Raw genomic sequence first — 18948 nt, forward strand, 5'->3', positions numbered from 1 at the left:
AGTCGTTTCGTATGTTTTTATAATTGCGGTATTTGGTGACGAGTGCTCTTCCGGTATTCGGAAGGAGTGACGCCGAATTTCTTGCGAAATACAGCGTGTAGATAGTTGCCGCCGGCAAAGCCGGCAAGCTTGGCTATTTTCTCCACGGACTGCTCGCTCTCCTGCAGCTCACGGCATACGGCATCAAGGCGGATGTCTTCAAGAATCCGGCTGAAGGTATGTCCGTGATGGAGCTCCTTGAACAGCCGCTGAATATGCCGGGAGCTCAGATTAAGCTTGTCTGCAACATCCTCAAGCGTGATAACGCCGTCATAGTTTGCGTAAATATACTCCATGGCGAGCCGGTAACGGTAAGCCTTCATATCGCGCGTTGGCAGATGCTTCTGTTCGCTCGCGCTGTCGTAAGCGCGAACGGCGCGCAGCAGTATTTGGATAACCGTTTGCTTGATGGTCGTGTAGCTCCCGACAAAATTATCGCTGCAGGCCTGGTAAGCTTCAAGAAAGCGGGGCATCGCTTGATGCAGGTCATTAGTCGGGTAAAGCGGAAGCGTTCTGAGCTTCTCGATACAATCGTGAGCTTCGGCGGCTTCCCAATCATCACCCGTATGAATATGCTCACAACCGTCCTGCGCTGCAAGGTCGATGATGTCGATGTGCAGACAGAGCTCATCCATGGCTTCAAGCGCATCTGCTTCTTGATAATGCATAATGTCAGGTCCGGTTAAATAGAACATGCCCGGCTTAAGCGCGTATTCTTGATCGACAATAATAACCTTCCCTTTGCCTTGCGGTATGAAATGAAATTCATATTCCGCATGCTTGTGGAATCCGACAATTCTACCGGGAGGAAATTGCGTCAGATGGAAGCGCAGCACATGAATGTCGTATTGTCCCCACCTGATGCACAGCTCAAGACGCTCAAGCGCATCCTGGCGTTCATGCATCACCTCGTATGGGAAGTTAGGCATGCCGATTCCTCCTCGGAAAATCTGTTTTACTCGTGCGGTTACTCGCTCAGCTCGTCAATTCTCACGGAACGATGCTCGCGGGCGGACAGATTCGAAGCTTCCATTAGTTTTGTCAAATCAATGGCCAGTCTAATATTTTCGTCTGCCGATGTGTTGTTTTCGATATGCTGCACCCATTGCTCGAAAGCGCTCTCTCTTGCCGGCGGAATGGCCTGCTCCGTCCATTGCTCGGAGGACTCGATGCCTGGAGCGGATGTGCGAAGCAGCAGTTTGTTGTTAGGCGTACCGTACAGCAGCGTACCTTCCGTGCCATGCACCTCAAGCGTAAACGGGGAATGATTGTTTACGAAGCCGGCCTCCACAATCCCGATCGCACCGGAAGGAGCGGATAATACCGATACTGCGTTATCCTCCACTTGCTTGCCTGTCACGTATCCGAAATGAGCGGATACTTCCTTAGGCATTTCATTCATAAACAGTCTGGTCAAATACATAGGATGACAACCCAAATCGATTAATGCGCCCCCGAGGCATTCCTCTAAGCTGTAGAAATGCTCAGGCAGCCAGTTCGCGGTTGCCCCGTTGTGAGACAGGCGGGCCCGTACCAGCGTTATTTTTCCAAGTACGCCTTGGGACAAAATATCGCGAATCGCGAGCGTATAGCCGTCATTTAAACGAGGCAGCGATACGGTTAATTTTACATTATTTTTGGTTACTTCATCCAGTATGGCATTCGCTTCCTTCAACGTTGCAGCTACGACCTTTTCCGTAAAAATATGCTTGCCCGCTCTGGCCGCCGCTACCATAACTTCTTGATGCCTTACGGTCGGCGCGTCAACAATGACTGCGTCAATATCGTCGCGTTTCAGCATTTCATCCAGATTTTCGTAGAAAGAAGCACCCAGCTTCTCGGCAGCTGCCTGTCCGCGTTCCGCGATTTCATCCCATACCGCAACGATTTCTGTACCCGGATGCTCCTGCGCTTGCTTCGTATAATCCCATGCGTGCACATGCCAATAACTGATTTTACCAATTCGAATCATCGGTTCATCTCTCCCTGGGCGTCTATTAGTGAATTCATCATTCGTATACAAATATATGACAACAAATATAATCTAACATATTTCATTTCTTATTTTTAGTGCAATTTAATGACTACAAATGTATGATATTACGACATTGTTTCTGTTTGTTTACAAATACTGCTTGCGATAGCCGCGCGGGGATACACGGGTAATTTTTTTGAACGTTTTGCCGAAATGGGAAAAGTTATCGAAGCCGACGGCAGCGGCAATATCCGTTATGCTGGTATCGGATTCGCGGAGCAGACGCTGCGCTTCCTTTATTCTTGTAAGTATGATGTAATCGGAAAAGGTGAAGCCTGTCATCTCCTTGAACATGCGGCTTAAATAGTAGGGGCTGATGAAAAAATGCTCGGCAAGCCCGCCAAGCCGAAGCGGCTCTGCAAAGTGGGCGTTAATATAGCGGATCACTTCGGATATTTTCGCATGCATGGGCGTTGCATGGTGGAGCGGAGCAGGCTCGTGCTGCTGCGTATATCTGGCTGCGAGCAGCAGCAGCTCGGTTAACGCATAGGGAGGGAACAGCTCGTAGCCGTCAGGCTGCTGCCGGATCTCCGTCAGCAGCCTCCGCATGATTTGGTCAGCGGCCAGCTGCTCCTGCCTCGGCAGGCGTATGATATGGGACGGCTGCCTGAACGGCGTTAATAGGAGGCCGGCATGCTTTCCCGCTAAGCGGCCGATCATCGCGTCATCGAAATGAATGATGATGCGCTCATGGGAGGAATCGCCGGTATGCATCGTTTTGTGCAGCTCATGTTTGTGGATGAAAACGAGATCTCCTTGCTCGACGGAATAAGACCGGTCGCGTATAAAGTAGATCCGCTGCCCGGACAGCATATAGTAGATTTCATAATAGTCATGATAATGGTCGTCTTCCATCGTGTAGGGTGCTGAACGCTTCACATACTCCACATACAGCTCGGGAGTAGAGCCGAAGCTGCAGGTTTCAAGCTGATTGGCCATCATGGATCCGCTCCTCTTCTTTTTACCGCAAAAAAAGCGGTGTTTCATAAAAATACAGCATGATATGCAGAGAATTATATCACTCTCATGCAGTATGATGAAAGTAAGCAAATCGAGGGAGGAATTAGGATTATGTCAAAAAAACGTTATGTATTGGTAGGCAGCGGCGGCAGAGCTGAATTTTTCTATGGTGCACTTGCAGCCGATTTCAGGGATACGTCGGAGCTGCTCGCTTTTTGCGATATTAACCAAACCCGAATGGACTATGCGAACCGCATTTTAGTTGATAAATATAAGCATCCTGCTGTAAGAACGTACAAATCGAATGAATTCGATCAGATGATCGAGATGGAGAAGCCGGATGCGGTTATCGTGACGAGCGTGGACCGTACGCATCATACGTACATCATTCGGGCGCTAGAGCTCGGATGCGATGTTGTGACGGAGAAGCCGATGACGGTCGACGAGAAAAAATGCCAGGAAATTTTGGACGCGGTTGAGCGTACGGGACGCCATGTACGGGTGACGTTCAACTACCGCTATGCGCCGCATCATACGAAGGCTAGAGAGCTTATTGCAAGCGGTACGATCGGCAAAGTAACGTCCGTTCACTTCGAATGGCTGCTCAATACGCAGCACGGCGCCGATTACTTCCGCAGATGGCATCGCAACAAACAAAACAGCGGCGGCTTGCTCGTGCATAAGTCGACGCATCACTTTGATCTCGTCAATTTCTGGATCGGCTCGCAGCCGGAATCGGTGTTTGCTTACGGAGATTTGTTGTTCTATGGGCGCGAAAATGCGGAGCAGCGCGGTGAAACTCAATTTTATGAGCGCGCGACAGGCAATCCGGTTGCCGAGAACGATCCTTTTGCGCTGCATTTGGATAAAAATGATCATTTAAAAGCAATGTATTTGGATGCGGAGCATGAGGACGGCTATCGCCGCGATCAGAGCGTGTTCGGTGACGGCATCAATATTGAAGACACGATGGGCGTGCTCGTCCGCTACAAAAACAACGCGATCTTAACGTATTCGTTAAACGCTTACTTGCCTTGGGAAGGCTACCGCATCGCCTTTAACGGAACGAAGGGCCGCATTGAGATGAATATCGTCGAGCAGTCGTACGTCAATTCCGGCGGAGAGAAGTCGGAGGAGGGCGCGCTGAAGGAAAAAACGATTAAAGTTTTTCCGATGTTTGCCGCGCCGTATGAGGTCGAGGTAGAGGAAGGTCTCGGCGGCCATGGCGGAGGAGATCCTGTATTGCTGAACGATTTGTTCGGAACGGCTGTGGAGGACCCTTTCAACCGGGCGGCTAATCATATTGACGGAGCGAGATCGATTCTTACCGGCATCGCAGCGAACCGTTCGATTCAAACGGGGCTAGCCGTGCAGATTGATGATCTAGTGAAGTTTCGCAAATAGCAAATAGCATAATGGGGGAATACGGAAATGAAGCCATTTATGGACGACCATTTTTTGTTATCGAATGAAACGGCGATTCGGTTATACCATGATTTTGCGAAGGACATGCCGATTATTGATTATCACTGCCATCTAAGTCCGCAGCAAATATTTGAGAATACGAGCTTTGCGAACCTTACGGAAGCATGGCTGTATGGTGATCACTATAAATGGCGGGCGCTGCGCGCGAATGGGGTAGAGGAGCGCTACGTAACGGGCGGCGAAGGCGTGACCGATTACGACCGCTTTGAGGCTTGGGCAAAGACGGTTCCGCATACGATCGGCAATCCGCTTTATCAATGGTCGCATTTAGAGCTCCGCCGTTATTTTGGTGTAGAAGAGCTTATTAATGAGAAAAATGCGCCGGCGATTTGGGAGCAGGTTAATGCGAAGCTGGCGACTGGCGGGTTTAAAGCGCGCGATTTGATCAAGATGTCTAATGTCGAGGTCATTTGCACGACAGATGATCCGGCTGATTCGCTTGAGTATCATATCGCGATCAAGGAGCTGGAAGATTTCAACGTGCAGGTGCTGCCGTCGTTCCGGCCGGACAAAGCGCTGGAGATAAACCGCGCAACGTTTCTAGAGTGGATCGGCAAGCTTGAGGCTGCAGTGTCCAGCACGATCGACAGCTATGATGCTTTGCTTGCTGCGCTAGCGGCGAGAGTGAAGTTTTTCGACGAGACCGGCTGCAAAGTATCCGACCATGCGCTTGATTACGTTGCTTACGCCGAGACGACGAAGGATGCTGCTGCGGCTATTTTCGCCAAAGCCTTGAACGGGGAACCGGTTAGTCTGGATGAAGAGAAGCAGTACAAAACGTATACGCTGCTCTTCCTGGGACGCTTATATGCCGAGCGTGGATGGGCGATGCAATTCCATATTAACGCGGCAAGAAACAACAGCTCCCGCATGTTCGGCAAGCTGGGACCGGATACCGGCTTCGACTCGATCAACGACAGCGCAGTGGCATACCCGCTTGCAAAGCTGCTTGACGCGCTGGATACGGACGATGCGCTTCCGAAAACGATTCTTTATTCGCTTAATGCGAAGGATAATGACGTGCTTGGCTCGTTGATCGGAAGCTTCCAGGGCGGCGGGGTGCCGGGCAAAATTCAACTCGGCTCGGCGTGGTGGTTCAACGATACGAAAAACGGTATGCTGGACCAGATGAATACGCTTGCTGATATGGGACTGCTTAGCCGCTTTGTCGGCATGCTGACCGATTCCCGCAGCTTCCTCTCGTACACCAGACATGAATATTTCAGACGCCTGCTCTGCAATCTGCTTGGCGAATGGGTCGAAAATGGCGAGGCGCCGCTGGACATGGAGCTGCTTGGCGATATGGTTCAAAACATTTCCTACCGCAATGCGAAAGCTTACTTCGGCTTTTAGCTCTTAAGGAACGTTCTGCATTTCCGCTAGTCCGGCGGAAACTGCGGAACGTTTTTTGTGTTGATCCGGTAAGCGGCCATCACATACTTGAGCATTTGCGGCCCGGCTATGTTGGCGGCGATGCCGAATAACTCGGAATTAGCCGTTTTTCTGCAAAGCAAATAGAACGCTGTGCCGCCGATAAGCTCGAAGGCGATAAATTCCTTCCATTTCCATGCGGGAATTACGTAGACCGTAAATTCTTTGTTTCGGGAAGCTCGCGCTCGTTTAAGCACAATGAAAGTCCTCCTGCGGATTGGCGCATTACAATCGTAATAGGGTATGCTAAGCGGCTTATCCAACATTCGCAGGAGTATGAAATACTCCATTACCTAATAGTGATGACGTCCTTTAACAATTTAATGAATTCTTGAGCAGCTGTGGAGAAACGCTGGTTCTTGGCTCGGACCCATCCGAACTGAAGGACGAGACTATTGTTCTCGATCTCCAGCGGGATGATGTCGCCGGATTTGACGAAAGGATCCTGTCTGACTGAGAAATCCGGGTAAAAACCGACGGCAACTCCTTCCGCAATTATTTTTTTGGCTGCTTCCGTATATCCGAGGGTTAGCAGCACGTTTAACTCATCTGTATGAAGCATTTTTTTGAGGTAATCTTCTTGCCGATATCCGCCTTTAAGAGTGATGAGAGGCTGTTTGGCGATCACTTCCGATGAGATTGGATTGCTTAAAGGCAGGGAGGAGTTTTTCCCGACATAGGCCATATAAGTGCCAGTCATTAAGTGGAAAAACTCAATCTTCTTGTCTAAAACATCGTCAGGAAGACGCGAGACGAGACCGATTTCAACCCGGTTCGACAAAACTTCCTGCAAGATTTGGGATGTCCCTTCCTCATTGACCTCGATCCGGACATTGGGGTATTTTTTCTTATAAGCTGAAAGCACGTCGCTTAAATAAGCGTTACAAATGCTCGGAATGGCAGCGATTTGGAGGTTTCCGCTAATGACATTGGTCTCGGCGAGCACTTCGTCGTACATTTCGCCGACGATATTGAGAATGTTCTGGGCCTTTATGTATAAAGAATGACCGATTGGAGTTAAACGAATACCGGTTCTGGATCGCTCGAATAGTTTGACGTTCAGATTATGCTCCAGATTGCTGATAGCTTGACTGATACTGGGCTGGGCGATGTGAAGGTTTTGAGCTGCCAATGAAAAAGAACCGAATTTGGCGACCTCCACAAAGTATTGCAACTGCTCCGTTCTCATTGCTTGTCCATCTCCTTCGCCTTCGTATTTGTATAGATAAAAACTATATTAATATCGACAACACGTATTTTACATAATAAAATCCTATATGTAAAATAAAAAAGTAATCGCTTTCAATATTGATGACAAAGATCATGACGAGGTAATCCAAGCATATAATCGGGGAACCGGTTCGCTTAATAACAAATTAGTGGAAAACAAAAGGTGGGTTTACTGGATGGGACCGCTCTCAGGGACTAAGGTTGTTGAAATTGCACATTGGCTGGTAGCTCCTTATTGCACAAATATGTTATCCGATTTGGGCGCGGAAGTCATTAAAATTGAGCCGCTGTCCGGCGATCAGGTTCGTAGTTCGGGCAGTTACTTCAAGGAGGGCGAGAGTTATTTGTTTGCAGCTTATAACCATGGAAAGCGTTCTATTTCCTTGAATCTGAAAGACCCGGATGGGTTGAAAATCGCGCATGAATTATGCCTTGCTGCAGACGTTATTGTCGAGAACTACCGCCCGGGTACTTGCGACAAATTAGGTGTTGGGTACGAACAGATCAAAGAAATAAATCCGAGCGTAATCTACTGCTCCATCTCTGCCTTCGGAGATACCCCGGGATATGCGCATCTTCCTGGAATGGACCCCGTCATGCAAGGAATGGGGGCTGTGATGAGTATAACGGGTGAACCGGGCGGAGACCCGCTGCTCGTCGGTGTTCCGGTTGCCGACACATCGACCGCCTATCTTGCTTTCGGCGCTATATGCGCAGCTCTGCTGGAGCGGGAAAGGAGCGGTACGGGACAAAGGGTGCAATTGAACCTGATCGACTCCATGGTATTTAATCTGTCAACGCGCTTTGGACAGTACACCGCCTCCGGGAAATCACCCTTACCGATGGGCAGCCAGCATGCGGAGGTGGTTCCTTATCAAGCCTTTCCTACGAAGGACGGGTGGCTGATGGCAGGGGCTCAATCCGATCAGGCGTGGCTTGTTTTTTGCAAAACGATAGACAGTCCCGAATTGGCGGAGCATGAAGACTTTAAGACCAATCAACTTCGAGTGCAGAATCGGGAGCGGCTAAGTGAACAATTGAATTTCATTTTCTTGAATAAAACCACGAAGGAATGGTGTTCCATTTTGTCGGAGAACAGCGTGCTGCACGGTCCGATTTGGAATGTGGAACAGCTCGTGGACAGCGATCTGATACGGGACCATCATATGATTGTGAACGTTGAACACCCTGTTTTTGGAACTCTGCCAGTGTTGCGGACACCGATCCGATACTCCCAGAGTGTGGTGGAGGTACAAAGCCCGCCCCCGTTATTGGGGGAACATACATTTGATATTCTTCAGCAGTTGGGTTATGGCACTGACGTAATTGAGCAGTTGAGCAAGAACAATATTATCTATACGCATCCTGCAGCCCATGTCGTGCATCGGATGGAGCAAGCTGGCGGTGAAACAGCATGAAGCTGCCGGAGAATGTCCTTATTAAAGAGGTTGGTCCAAGAGACGGGTTACAGAATGAGATGCTGTTTGTTCCGACGGACCATAAAATCTCCTGGATCAACCAATTGTCATCGACGGGGTTAACGTATATCGAAATTTCGTCCTTTGTGAGCCCGCAATGGATTCCGGCCTTGGCCGATGCCGCTGCGGTAGCCAAGGGGATCGATCATATTCCAGGGGTTACTTATGCAGCGCTTGTTCCCAATCAACGGGGGCTTGAAAGGGCACTGGAAGTAAGCGTAGACGAAGTTTCCGTCTTTCTATCCGCGAGTGAAACGCACAACCGCAAGAATATCAATAAATCGATTGACGAGACCATTCAAGAGCTTGCCGATGTGGCAAGCGATGCGATGATAGCAAGAAAGACAGTCCGCGGTTATATATCGACTGTGTTCGGCTGCCCGTACGAAGGGAACGTGAAGCTCGAAGAGGTAATCCGGGTAGTAGAGGCGTTACTGGAAATGGGAGTTGGCGAGGTGTCGCTGGGGGATACGATTGGAGCCGCCAATCCGAGACAAGTGGCAGAAACCCTTGACGTTCTGCTGAAACGATATTCGTCAGACTGTCTTGCCCTTCACTTTCACGATACCCGCGGAATGGCTCTGGCGAACATTCTTGTTTCGTTAGAGATGGGGATTAGAACCTTCGATGCATCCGTGGGCGGACTTGGAGGATGTCCGTACGCTCCGGGGGCTGCAGGTAACGTTGCTACAGATGATTTGGTGAATATGCTGCATGGCATGGGTATTTCTACTGGCGTTGATGTACCCGGGCTGACCGCTGCGGCTCAATTTATTCAAGAAAAAGTAGGGAAAAAGCTTACCAGCCGAAATCTTCAGGCGTGTCAGCCATGAAAGGTAACAGGAAGGAGATTAAGATGAATCCCGCCGAGAGATGGATTGAGCAGATTCAACAGGGACTTCCGTCCGCCACGGATGAATTCGACCGGGACGAGAACGTTATGATCGAGATGAGAGATGGCGTTTTACTAAAGGCCGCTATATATTTTCCTGCCGGTGCAGGACCCTGGCCTGTTATTGTTACCCGGAATCCCTATGCTGCCATTTTCCCGATGCTGGCGGCGATTGCTAGATTATGGGCTCAATACGGTTATGCCGTAGTCTTACAGGACTGCAGAGGTACAGGGGATTCAGCCGGAAACTGGACACCGTTTGTGAACGAAAGAAACGATGGTCTGGATACGATTCAATGGGTCATGAAGCAGAGTTGGATGAATGGAAATATCGGCACATACGGCCATTCCTACTCAAGCGCCGTTCAATGGGCGATGGCCGACAGGCTGCCGGATGAAGTGAAGGCGATGGTACTGTCGGGGTTCACGACCGAACGATACAGACAACATTACATGAACGGTATGTTTAGGCATGATGTCTATACCGGCTGGGCGATTGAAAATTCCGGCGTAAAAGACATCCCGGCTGAAGGCCTTTTCCAGCAAGCGATTCACATACACCCTCACGTCGAGATGGACGAGCTGTTATTCGGTCAAAAGCTTACATGGTACAGAGATTGGATTACGAATGTCAGTCCCGATGACGATTATTGGAGCGCCGGTTTCTGGTCGGAATTAAAGGGAATTCCGAAAAACATCCACACGCCGGTATTGATGATAGACGGATGGTTCGACCAGCATTTGGACGGCATGGTTCGCGATTATAATAAACTCCCGGAGGAAACAAGGAGAAGAAGCCGGCTGCTTATTGGCCCATGGGTACATACTTTGCAACCGTCCGGGGACTTGACGTACCCGGGGAGTGAAAGGAATGGATTCAAAGATGCCTTGGAATGGTTCGATCATCATTTGAAAGGAATAGACTATGCCCATCCCAAAGGGGATGTACAAACTTACGTAATCGGTGAAGGGATCTGGAGGGATTGGGATCACCGGGGGATTCAGCCCGCCGGTAAACAACAATGGTACCTGCATGGCTCCAATCCGTCGGCTCCCCGATTGGATGACCGTTTACCCGGCAGTTCGGCATCCATCGCCTTTCGGTACGACCCGATTAATCATGCGCACGCCAATGAGGAGGGCGCTTGGGCTTTGCAAAAAAAAATGAAAGCCGCGAATCAAACGCTGTACTTCGGCGCTGACTTTCCGGCCCGCATGGAAATACCGTTCACCAATTAACCGTCGTATATTTCGGACAATAAAGGAAGGGAGCGAGCGGGATCGTATGGATGATGTTGTTATCGTAAGCGCTGTCCGGACCGCGATCGGCAGCTTTAACGGGGCGCTTAAGGAAGTCTCCGCCGTCCAATTGGGTGCAGCTGTGATAAGGGCTGCTTTAGAACGCGTTCAAGTCGATATGTCTTTAGTGGACGAAGTCATCATGGGCAATGTACTGCAAGCAGGACTTGGACAGAATCCGGCCCGTCAGGCGGCGATGGCCGCAGGACTTCCGCAGGAAGTTCCGGCCATGACGGTAAATAAAGTGTGCGGCTCCGGGCTTAAAGCCGTTCAATTAGCCTGGCAATCTATTCGCAGCGGAGAAAGCGAGATCGTGCTTGCCGGCGGAATGGAAAACATGAGCCAGGCACCTTATCTGGTGACAGGCGGACGAACGGGATTTCGCATGGGTGATCAGACCTTGACCGATAGCATGATCCGCGATGGATTGTGGTGTTCCATCCACGATAATCATATGGGTGCTACTGCCGAACATCTATGCGGGAAGTACTCGCTAACAAGAGAACAATTAGACCAGTTTGCTTATGAGAGTCAACAAAAAGCCGCAGCCGCAATTGCCGCAGGACGTTTCCGGGACGAAACCGTTCCGGTGGGGCTCATCGACCGCAAAGGGGGACGCAGCCTATTCGTCGCGGATGAATACCCGCGGCCGGATACGGGATTGGAACAATTATCGAAGCTCCGTCCCGCTTTCAAGAAAGACGGTATGGTTACGGCGGGCAATTCCTCCGGCATCAACGACGGTGCCGCCGCACTGCTCGTAATGAGTGCCCGCAAAGCTGCGGCGCTCAGAATAACGCCAATGGCCATCATACGGTCCAATGCCATTGCGGGCGTCGATCCGGCTATCATGGGGATGGGTCCCGTTCCCGCGACGCGGAAGGCGCTGGCCAAAGCGGGTTTGACCGAATCGGATATCGATTTGATCGAAGTGAACGAGGCTTTTGCCGCCCAATCTCTTGCTTATAACAATCATTTCGGTTTCGCACCGGATCGGGTTAACGTCAACGGAGGAGCAATCGCTTTGGGGCATCCCATCGGGGCAAGCGGAGCGCGGATTCTTGTCTCGCTTCTTCATGAAATGGAACGAAGGAAAAGCCGCTTCGGCCTATCCGCGTTATGCATTGGCGGCGGTCAGGGCATTGCAATGATCGTGGAAAAACCATAATGAAAACAAAGAAGGAGAGACAGCCCGGCATGAAAACCATTCTAACTTCGTTTGATGAAGCAGTTCGGGATATCCAAGACGGAGCAACCATCATGGTGGGCGGATTCGGGCTTGTCGGCATCCCCGAGAATTTGATATTGGCGCTGGCAGAGAAAGGGACGAAGCGTTTAACTGTGATCTCAAATAATTGCGGAGTCGGCGATTGGGGTTTGGGGCTTCTGCTGCAAAACAAACAGATCAAAAAAATGATCTCTTCTTATGTAGGAGAGAACAAAGAGTTCGAACGCCAGGTGTTATCGGGAGAGCTTGAGGTCGAACTGGTTCCGCAAGGTACGCTCGCGGAAAAAATCCGAGCGGGAGGTGCCGGCATCCCGGCATTTTACACGCAAGCCGGTTTCGGAACCCCCCTCTCAGAAGGAAAGGAAATACGGCGTTTTCGGGGGAAAGATTATATGCTCGAAGAGGCGCTGACAGCTGATTTCAGTCTGATTCGGGCGGCTCGGGCCGATCGGTTTGGCAATCTTATTTACAATAAGACTGCACAAAATTTCAATCCCATTATGGCAATGGCGGGCAAAGAAACCATTGCGGAAGTTGAAGAAATCAATGAAATCGGTGAAGTGATGCCGGAAACGGTTCATACGCCCGGAATATATGTGAAAAAAATGATCGTTGGCGAACAACAAAAGCGCATCGAGAAACTGACCTTGCGCAATTGATCGGCACGCGACCGGGAGAGGAGACTAGTGGAATGAAGGAAGAAAACATGACGGCGCGTGAACGGATAGCAAGACGCTCGGAAAGAGAAATTTTATCCGGCAATTATGTAAATCTTGGAATCGGTATTCCAACCTTGGTAGCTGGCTTTATTGCGCCTGATAAACAGGTTGTGCTGCAATCCGAGAACGGCCTTCTGGGAATTGGACCGTACCCGACCATCGATGATGTTGATCCCGATTTGATCAATGCGGGTAAAGAAACCATCACGGCCATGAAGGGCGCTTCCTTCTTTGATAGTTCCGCATCGTTTGCCATGATCCGTGGCGGTCATATCGATGTAGCTATTTTAGGCGGGATGGAGGTTTCAGAAAAAGGAGATCTCGCTAACTGGATGATACCCGGAAAAATGATAAAGGGCATGGGCGGGGCGATGGATTTAGTACACGGAGCGAAACGGGTCGTTGTTGTCATGGAGCATGTCAGCAAAGACGGAACACCCAAAATCCTCAAAAGATGCACGCTGCCGCTGACAGGGGCACAGGTCGTTCAAAAAATTATTACTGACCGGGCCGTTATGGAGGTAACGCATGAAGGACTGCGATTGCTGGAAACGGCACGGGGCTATTCCATTGAAGAGGTGCAGCTCGTTACGGAGCCCAGACTGATTGTCGCTGATAAAGTCGTATTGCATGCCTATTAAATGAACGAAAGATATTGCGCCAGGCTGATTCTGAATCCGAGGATTCAGTTAGCATATAAATCTTTTGGAGGAATGGATGAATGGCAAAAAAGTTCAAAATGTTATCTTTGGTTGTTGTTTTCTTGTTAACCTCATTTCTGGCCGCCTGTTCAAATTCGAACGGGGACAATAACGGCGGAAATCCGGGCGTTCAGCCTGAAGGCAACGGGCAAGCCGCGGAATCCGAGCCGCCGTACGAGGTCGTTATGGCCTATATGTCCGGTACGAATTCTCCCGATTTAGAGCTTGTTCAGCAGGAAATGAGCAAGATAACGAAGCAAAAAATCAATGCCACCATTAAGCTTTTGCCGATTGGCTTCGCGGCTTGGTCCCAGCAGACGAATCTGATGCTGTCGGGCAACGAGAAGCTGGACCTGATGGTAACGGGAAGCGGATTCAACTACAGCGGCCAGGTGAGCAAAGGGCAGCTCCTGCCTTTGGACGATCTGCTGGAAAGTCACGGTCAGGGGATATTGGAAGCCGTAGATCCTGCGTATTTGGAAGGTTCGAAAATAAAAGGGGAGCTGTATGGCGTAACAGGCTTAAGGGAGTTCGCCGCCGATTGGGGCGCCGTATTCAGGAAGGATATTGCCGACAAACATAACATCGATCTAAGTCAGGTTACAACGTGGGAACAGCTTGGCTCCGTTCTGGAGACGATCAAACAAAATGAGCCGGGTCTCACTCCGCTTGGCCAGCAAAGCCAAGGCCAAACGATCTTGAACGTCATGATGGCGGACAAATTCGACACTTTAGGAGACGGATTTGGCGTCATCCGTTACAGCGGCGGAACAAAGCTGGAAAATTTGTATGAAAGCCAAGAATACAAGGATTCACTGAATCTGATCAGAAAATGGAATCAAGCCGGTTATTTAGCAAAGGATATCGCTATTTCGACGGATACGGGAACCAACTTGGTTAAAGCAAACAAATTGTTTGGTTATGTCGCTAATCTGAAGCCTGGCTTTGAAGCACAGGAGACACGAAATTCCTCGAAAGAAATGGTAGGCTTACGGTTAACGAAACCGATGATGGGTGCGGGATCCTTTAACGCCTTTATGATGTCCATCACCAAAAACAGTAAAAATCCTGAGAAAGCGATGGAGATGATGAACCTCCTCTACACGGATCCGGAACTCCTGAACTTGCTGGATTGGGGTATTGAAGGAAAGCACTATGAGAAAAAAGGTGACAACATCATCGGTCAGCCTTCCGGAGTTAGCGGAGATACGGGTTATTCGTTTTTTTTCTGGGAAATTGGAAACGCATTCATGACTTATATTTGGGAAGGAAACGATCCGCAGGTATGGGAACAAACGAAAGCTTTTAATGAATCCGCGGTGAAATCGCCTTCGATTGGCTTTACCTTTAGTGCCGATGCTGTTAAAACGGAAATCGCAACCGTCACCAACGTATTAAACGAGTATCGGCTTGCGCTGGAAACAGGGACGGTTGACCCTGTAAAAACATTGCCCGATTTCAACGCTAAGCTAAAGGCGGCAGGACTGGATAAAATCATCGCCGAAAAACAAAAGCAATATGACGCTTGGCTGCAAAGCAAGTAGATAGGATCTTGCCGGGGCGGGGCGAAGTGTTCATTCGTCCAAGCACCGGCTCATATAAAAATCAAATTAATGGAAGGCGGAGTTTCTCAATGGCAATGATTCAATGTAACTTTTTTTCCGAAACACTCGGCTTAAGCACGTCAATGACCGTCATTCTTCCCCAGCAGACAACAAAGCAAGTAGGCATGAGCAATGTAGTCAGCCGTGATCGTCATCCTACGCTATGGCTGCTGCATGGAGGATCCGACGATGACACGATATGGATGAGACGGACGTCGATCGAGCGATACGTGGCTCCGCTCGGTTTGGCCGTCGTGATGCCTCAAGTCCATTTCAGTTTCTATACGGATATGGCGTACGGCGGACGATACGGAACATTTCTGATGGATGAACTTCCGCAGCTGGCGCGTTCATTTTTCCCTTTATCCGACGCGCGTGAAGACAATTTTGTCGCAGGATTGTCCATGGGAGGCTACGGCGCATTTAAATGGGCACTCAGCAGGCCGAATCAAATTGCCGCGGCGGCCGGTATGTCAACAGCCAATTTTGCAACTATGAATTGGGGAGAGCAGCGGCCGGACTTTCTAAAGCTCGTATATGGCGATGCTCCGCAGGAAGGGACGGATAACGATTTATTTCATCTGATCGGCAAGTGTGACCAAACAGCGGGTCCGAAGCCGAAATTTTATCAGAACTGCGGCAAAGAAGACTTTCTGTATGCCCCTAACTTGGAGTTGAAATCAGCTTTTGAACGGTCAGGTCTGGACTATACGTATTCGGAAGAAACGGGTATTCACGATTGGGCATTTTGGGACAAAACGATCCAGGATGTACTCGAATGGCTGCCATTGGATAAATAAAAGGGAAACGCGAAGGAGCTCGGGCTCAGCCGCTCATATGTGCCGCGGGTTGATATAGCTAAATATTGTTATCGTATTGTAGAAGGGCCGGTTGCCCTAGGCAACCAGCCCTTTAATCTGAATAGCAGCCGTTAAGCGGCTTGCAGCTGACCAAACGCGCGGCGCAAAATGCCGAGCATGTCGTCGATGTCCTTCTGCGTTACGATTAACGGAGGTACGAGACGAACCGTTGACGGATTTGGCGAGTTAATGAGCAAGCCCTCGCGCAGGCAAATAGCGGTAAGCTCAGGACCTGCTCCTTCCGGTACGTCGAACGCGAGCAGCAGTCCTTTGCCGCGGATGCCTGAAATCTGGAATTCGCGGGAAAGCTCATGCAGGCCGCTCATCAAATACTGCCCTTGCGTCTTGGCGTTGCCTGCCAAATTGTGCTCCAGCAGCTCCTGAAGCACGGCATAGCCTACAGCCATTGCAAGCGGCGCACCCGTGTAGGTTCCGCCTTGATCCCCCGGCTCGAACAGATCGTATTTGCTTTTCGTCAGCATGGCCGATAGCGGAAAGCCGCCGCCGATTCCTTTGCCAAGCGTCAAGACATCCGGTTCAATCCCGTAATGCTCGTAAGCGAAGAGCTTGCCTGTTCTCCCCATCCCTGTCTGAATTTCATCGAAAATAAGCAGCATGCCGTACATATCGCATATTTTGCGAAGACCGTACAAATAGGATTCATCCACAGCATGAACGCCGCCTTCACCCTGTACGAGCTCAACCATAATTGCACAGGTATAATTGGTTACCGCAGCGAAGCAGGCATCAAGGTCATTAATCGGGACATGTTTAAAGCCGTCTACCTTGGGAGCGAATAGCTCCTTCCACCCGGCCTTGCCGGTCGCTGACATCGTCGCCAGCGAGCGCCCGTGAAAGCTATTCGTTAAAGTAATGATCTCATACGCCCCGTTCAGGTTGACAGCGCCATGCTTTCTTGCGAGCTTTATGGCGCTCTCGTTCGCCTCGGCGCCGCTGCTGGCGAAGAAAGCCTTGTCCATGTTGCTCACGTTCGTGAGCAGATCCGCGAATTCAATCATAGGCCGGTTATAGTAACCGGGGCTGGCATGAATGAGCGTTGAAGCCTGACGAGATAAGGCCTTCTGAATGGCAGCGGGGGAATGCCCCAAGCTGGCGACCGCCCAGCCGCCGACAAAGTCCAAGTAGCGTTTACCTTCCGTATCCCACAAATACATTCCTTCACCGCGCTCCATCACAAGGCTGGGACGGCGAGCCGTATTTAAAACCGAATTATCCGCTTTTCTCAATAAAGCTGCTGTTAACGATTTTTCCAATTGAATCATGACGAGCCTCCCGAGTGTTTATTCTTTTGTATAAATATACATTTAGATAATTATTTATGCAAGATAAAATAAACGAAGCGGCAGGTGTATTTGCAGCGATTGCATTAAGCCGAAAGCAGGCGTTTGTTTGTGAGAAACATTATCAGTTACGTATTGCCAATTAGATAGGCATAAGTTATAGTAGATTTAACTTAATATAGACTTCGGGTGCTGGATGAAGTCCGGCTGAGATTGGGACCTGCTGTCCCGGACCGTTAATCTGAACCAGGTAATGCTGGCGTAGAGAACGTATCGAATCGTAACCATTCGTGTATTCTCGAATGGTTTTTTCTATTGCTCTAGCCTGCTTTGTACCAAAAGGAGGATATTATATTTATGCCGCAAGCTATAATTGCCCAGCTGCAGCAGCAGGCTGAAGAAAGGCAAGGCGAGCTGTTCGCCCTGCTGGCACAGCTGATCGCCTTTCCAACAGTGAGCCCTCCGGCACGAAATACGCTTGATGCGCAGCGGTTTGTCGAGAAGCAGCTGCAGGCAAGCGGCTTCGAGACGGAGCTGTGGGAGGTGTATCCCGGCGATCCGAACGTTACCGCGCTCAGGCCGGGCACGCAGCGGGATTCTTACCGGAGCCTGCTGCTAAATGGCCACATCGATGTAGCCGAGGTCGGCGACGATGGGGAATGGCAGCGTGATCCGTTCAAGCTTACATTAGAAGAAGGCAGAGCCTACGGGCGCGGAACGGCAGATATGAAGGGCGGATTGGCCGCTCTGCTGTTTGCGGTCAAGCTGCTGACGGATGCGGGAGTGGAGCTGAAGGGAGATCTGCTGTTTCAATCGGTCATTGGCGAGGAAGCTGGCGAGGCAGGAACGAGAGCCTGCACCGAACGGGGTTGCTGCGCGGATTTTGCCGTCGTTGCCGATACGAGCGAGCTCGCTATTCAGGGACAGGGCGGGGTCATTACCGGATGGGTGACGGTGCAAAGCCCGGTCACTTATCATGACGGTCTCAGGTCGCGGATGATTCATGCGGGCGGAGGCATTCAGGGCGCCAGCGCGATTGAGAAAATGGTCAAGCTGATTGAAGGCCTTCAGGAGCTGGAGCGCCACTGGGCAGTGACCAAATCCTACCCTGGTTTTTCGCCGGGCTCGAATACGATTAATCCGGCTGTTATTGAAGGAGGCCGCCATGCGGCGTTCATTGCGGACCGCTGCGCATTGTGGATCACGGTTCATTTCTATCCCGATGAGGATTATGAAACGGTGGCTGCCGAAATCGAGAGCCATTTGCTGAAGGTTGCGGAAGCTGATCCGTGGCTGCGCCAGCACCCGCCGACCTTCCGCTGGGGAGGCCGTTCGATGCTTGAGGAGCGGGGCGAGATCTTTCCGTCACTTACGCTGGATGAGGATGGAGACGGGCTTAAGTCGCTTGCGGCTGCCCACCTTCAGCAGTTGGGAGCAGCTCCGGCTGTCGGCATGAGCGCGACTGTTACCGATGCGGGCTGGCTGGGCCGGGCCGGCATTCCAACGGTCATATACGGGCCGGGGCAGCTGCGGCATGCCCATGCTGTGAATGAGAGCATCGATATGCGGGAGCTTGTCGATTACGTCAAAGTTATGATTGGTTTTATTGCCGATTGGTGCAATCAAGCAAAGCCGGAATACGAAAGCAAGCGTCGGGACCATGAGGCGGAAAGGGCGGAGTGATCA

Annotated in this window: 17 protein-coding genes; 11 read left to right on the forward strand and 6 right to left on the reverse strand. The window is 50.5% G+C overall.

Going from position 1 to position 18948, the window contains the following annotated elements; translation table 11 throughout:
* Positions 1-17 precede the first annotated feature (17 nt).
* From AC0YNZ_RS10465 to AC0YNZ_RS10475, 3 genes are all read right to left on the reverse strand, one after another.
* Positions 18-968 carry an AraC family transcriptional regulator gene (locus AC0YNZ_RS10465; RefSeq protein WP_475826546.1) on the reverse strand — a complete coding sequence of 317 codons (951 nt, stop codon included), beginning with the start codon at positions 966-968 and terminating at the stop codon, positions 18-20.
* A gap of 38 nt (positions 969-1006) precedes the next feature.
* Positions 1007-2011 carry a Gfo/Idh/MocA family protein gene (locus AC0YNZ_RS10470; RefSeq protein WP_475826547.1) on the reverse strand — a complete coding sequence of 335 codons (1005 nt, stop codon included), beginning with the start codon at positions 2009-2011 and terminating at the stop codon, positions 1007-1009.
* Between the two features lie 150 nt (positions 2012-2161).
* The gene (locus tag AC0YNZ_RS10475; RefSeq protein ID WP_475826548.1) at positions 2162-3016 is read right to left on the reverse strand and encodes an AraC family transcriptional regulator; all 855 of its coding nucleotides are present in this window, start codon (positions 3014-3016) and stop codon (positions 2162-2164) included.
* Between the two features lie 129 nt (positions 3017-3145).
* Between AC0YNZ_RS10475 and AC0YNZ_RS10480 the strand changes: the two genes are divergently transcribed.
* Entirely contained in the window at positions 3146-4438 is a 1293-nt protein-coding gene (locus AC0YNZ_RS10480) for a Gfo/Idh/MocA family protein (RefSeq protein ID WP_475826549.1), read from the forward strand.
* A gap of 27 nt (positions 4439-4465) precedes the next feature.
* On the forward strand, positions 4466-5872 hold the full coding sequence (uxaC, locus tag AC0YNZ_RS10485) for a glucuronate isomerase (protein WP_475826550.1): 1407 nt from the start codon (positions 4466-4468) through the stop codon (positions 5870-5872).
* A gap of 26 nt (positions 5873-5898) precedes the next feature.
* Here uxaC and AC0YNZ_RS10490 read toward each other — a convergent pair whose 3' ends face one another.
* Both AC0YNZ_RS10490 and AC0YNZ_RS10495 read right to left on the reverse strand, forming a co-directional pair.
* Positions 5899-6147 carry a hypothetical protein gene (locus AC0YNZ_RS10490; protein ID WP_475826551.1) on the reverse strand — a complete coding sequence of 83 codons (249 nt, stop codon included), beginning with the start codon at positions 6145-6147 and terminating at the stop codon, positions 5899-5901.
* A 92-nt stretch (positions 6148-6239) separates the two neighbouring features.
* Positions 6240-7139, reverse strand: a complete 900-nt coding sequence (locus AC0YNZ_RS10495; RefSeq protein WP_475826552.1) for a LysR family transcriptional regulator — start codon at positions 7137-7139, stop codon at positions 6240-6242.
* 217 nt (positions 7140-7356) lie between these two features.
* On the opposite strand from AC0YNZ_RS10495, the gene AC0YNZ_RS10500 reads away from it, so the two are divergent.
* The 8 genes from AC0YNZ_RS10500 to AC0YNZ_RS10535 all read left to right on the forward strand — a co-directional run bounded on the left by AC0YNZ_RS10500 (position 7357) and on the right by AC0YNZ_RS10535 (position 15901).
* Positions 7357-8598 (forward strand): CaiB/BaiF CoA transferase family protein, encoded by a 1242-nt coding sequence (locus tag AC0YNZ_RS10500; RefSeq protein ID WP_475826553.1) that lies wholly within the window; start codon positions 7357-7359, stop codon positions 8596-8598.
* On the forward strand, positions 8595-9491 hold the full coding sequence (locus AC0YNZ_RS10505) for a hydroxymethylglutaryl-CoA lyase (RefSeq protein ID WP_475826554.1): 897 nt from the start codon (positions 8595-8597) through the stop codon (positions 9489-9491). Before AC0YNZ_RS10500 ends, AC0YNZ_RS10505 begins: the two co-directional genes overlap by 4 nt.
* 23 nt (positions 9492-9514) lie before the next feature.
* A complete protein-coding gene (locus tag AC0YNZ_RS10510) occupies positions 9515-10789 on the forward strand; it encodes a CocE/NonD family hydrolase (RefSeq protein WP_475826555.1) in 1275 nt (424 codons plus the stop codon).
* Between the two features lie 46 nt (positions 10790-10835).
* Entirely contained in the window at positions 10836-12017 is a 1182-nt protein-coding gene (locus tag AC0YNZ_RS10515; RefSeq protein WP_475826556.1) for an acetyl-CoA C-acetyltransferase, read from the forward strand.
* 29 nt (positions 12018-12046) lie between these two features.
* Positions 12047-12736 (forward strand): CoA transferase subunit A, encoded by a 690-nt coding sequence (locus AC0YNZ_RS10520; RefSeq protein WP_475826557.1) that lies wholly within the window; start codon positions 12047-12049, stop codon positions 12734-12736.
* A 32-nt stretch (positions 12737-12768) separates the two neighbouring features.
* Complete coding sequence (locus AC0YNZ_RS10525) at positions 12769-13437, forward strand: 3-oxoacid CoA-transferase subunit B (RefSeq protein ID WP_475826558.1); 669 nt, start codon at positions 12769-12771, stop codon at positions 13435-13437.
* Between the two features lie 80 nt (positions 13438-13517).
* On the forward strand, positions 13518-15041 hold the full coding sequence (locus AC0YNZ_RS10530; protein WP_475826559.1) for an ABC transporter substrate-binding protein: 1524 nt from the start codon (positions 13518-13520) through the stop codon (positions 15039-15041).
* Between the two features lie 89 nt (positions 15042-15130).
* Positions 15131-15901: an alpha/beta hydrolase gene (locus AC0YNZ_RS10535; protein WP_475826560.1), complete on the forward strand. Its 771-nt coding sequence runs from the start codon at positions 15131-15133 to the stop codon at positions 15899-15901.
* A 131-nt stretch (positions 15902-16032) separates the two neighbouring features.
* On the opposite strand, the gene AC0YNZ_RS10540 is transcribed toward AC0YNZ_RS10535, so the two are convergent.
* Positions 16033-17244 (reverse strand): aspartate aminotransferase family protein, encoded by a 1212-nt coding sequence (locus AC0YNZ_RS10540; protein WP_475826561.1) that lies wholly within the window; start codon positions 17242-17244, stop codon positions 16033-16035.
* 375 nt (positions 17245-17619) lie between these two features.
* Between AC0YNZ_RS10540 and AC0YNZ_RS10545 the strand changes: the two genes are divergently transcribed.
* Complete coding sequence (locus tag AC0YNZ_RS10545; protein ID WP_475826562.1) at positions 17620-18945, forward strand: acetylornithine deacetylase; 1326 nt, start codon at positions 17620-17622, stop codon at positions 18943-18945.
* The last annotated feature ends 3 nt before the right edge of the window (positions 18946-18948 follow it).

The organism is Paenibacillus sp. J2L1-98 (assembly GCF_056269405.1).

Coding starts and splice junctions, on each gene's coding strand:
- AC0YNZ_RS10465 (WP_475826546.1), bottom strand. CDS start 968: ATGCCTAACTTCCCATACGAGGTGATGCATGAACGCCAGGATGCGCTT.
- AC0YNZ_RS10470 (WP_475826547.1), bottom strand. CDS start 2,011: ATGATTCGAATTGGTAAAATCAGTTATTGGCATGTGCACGCATGGGAT.
- AC0YNZ_RS10475 (WP_475826548.1), bottom strand. CDS start 3,016: ATGATGGCCAATCAGCTTGAAACCTGCAGCTTCGGCTCTACTCCCGAG.
- AC0YNZ_RS10480 (WP_475826549.1), top strand. CDS start 3,146: ATGTCAAAAAAACGTTATGTATTGGTAGGCAGCGGCGGCAGAGCTGAA.
- uxaC (WP_475826550.1), top strand. CDS start 4,466: ATGAAGCCATTTATGGACGACCATTTTTTGTTATCGAATGAAACGGCG.
- AC0YNZ_RS10495 (WP_475826552.1), bottom strand. CDS start 7,139: ATGAGAACGGAGCAGTTGCAATACTTTGTGGAGGTCGCCAAATTCGGT.
- AC0YNZ_RS10500 (WP_475826553.1), top strand. CDS start 7,357: ATGGGACCGCTCTCAGGGACTAAGGTTGTTGAAATTGCACATTGGCTG.
- AC0YNZ_RS10505 (WP_475826554.1), top strand. CDS start 8,595: ATGAAGCTGCCGGAGAATGTCCTTATTAAAGAGGTTGGTCCAAGAGAC.
- AC0YNZ_RS10510 (WP_475826555.1), top strand. CDS start 9,515: ATGAATCCCGCCGAGAGATGGATTGAGCAGATTCAACAGGGACTTCCG.
- AC0YNZ_RS10515 (WP_475826556.1), top strand. CDS start 10,836: ATGGATGATGTTGTTATCGTAAGCGCTGTCCGGACCGCGATCGGCAGC.
- AC0YNZ_RS10520 (WP_475826557.1), top strand. CDS start 12,047: ATGAAAACCATTCTAACTTCGTTTGATGAAGCAGTTCGGGATATCCAA.
- AC0YNZ_RS10525 (WP_475826558.1), top strand. CDS start 12,769: ATGAAGGAAGAAAACATGACGGCGCGTGAACGGATAGCAAGACGCTCG.
- AC0YNZ_RS10530 (WP_475826559.1), top strand. CDS start 13,518: ATGGCAAAAAAGTTCAAAATGTTATCTTTGGTTGTTGTTTTCTTGTTA.
- AC0YNZ_RS10535 (WP_475826560.1), top strand. CDS start 15,131: ATGGCAATGATTCAATGTAACTTTTTTTCCGAAACACTCGGCTTAAGC.
- AC0YNZ_RS10540 (WP_475826561.1), bottom strand. CDS start 17,244: ATGATTCAATTGGAAAAATCGTTAACAGCAGCTTTATTGAGAAAAGCG.
- AC0YNZ_RS10545 (WP_475826562.1), top strand. CDS start 17,620: ATGCCGCAAGCTATAATTGCCCAGCTGCAGCAGCAGGCTGAAGAAAGG.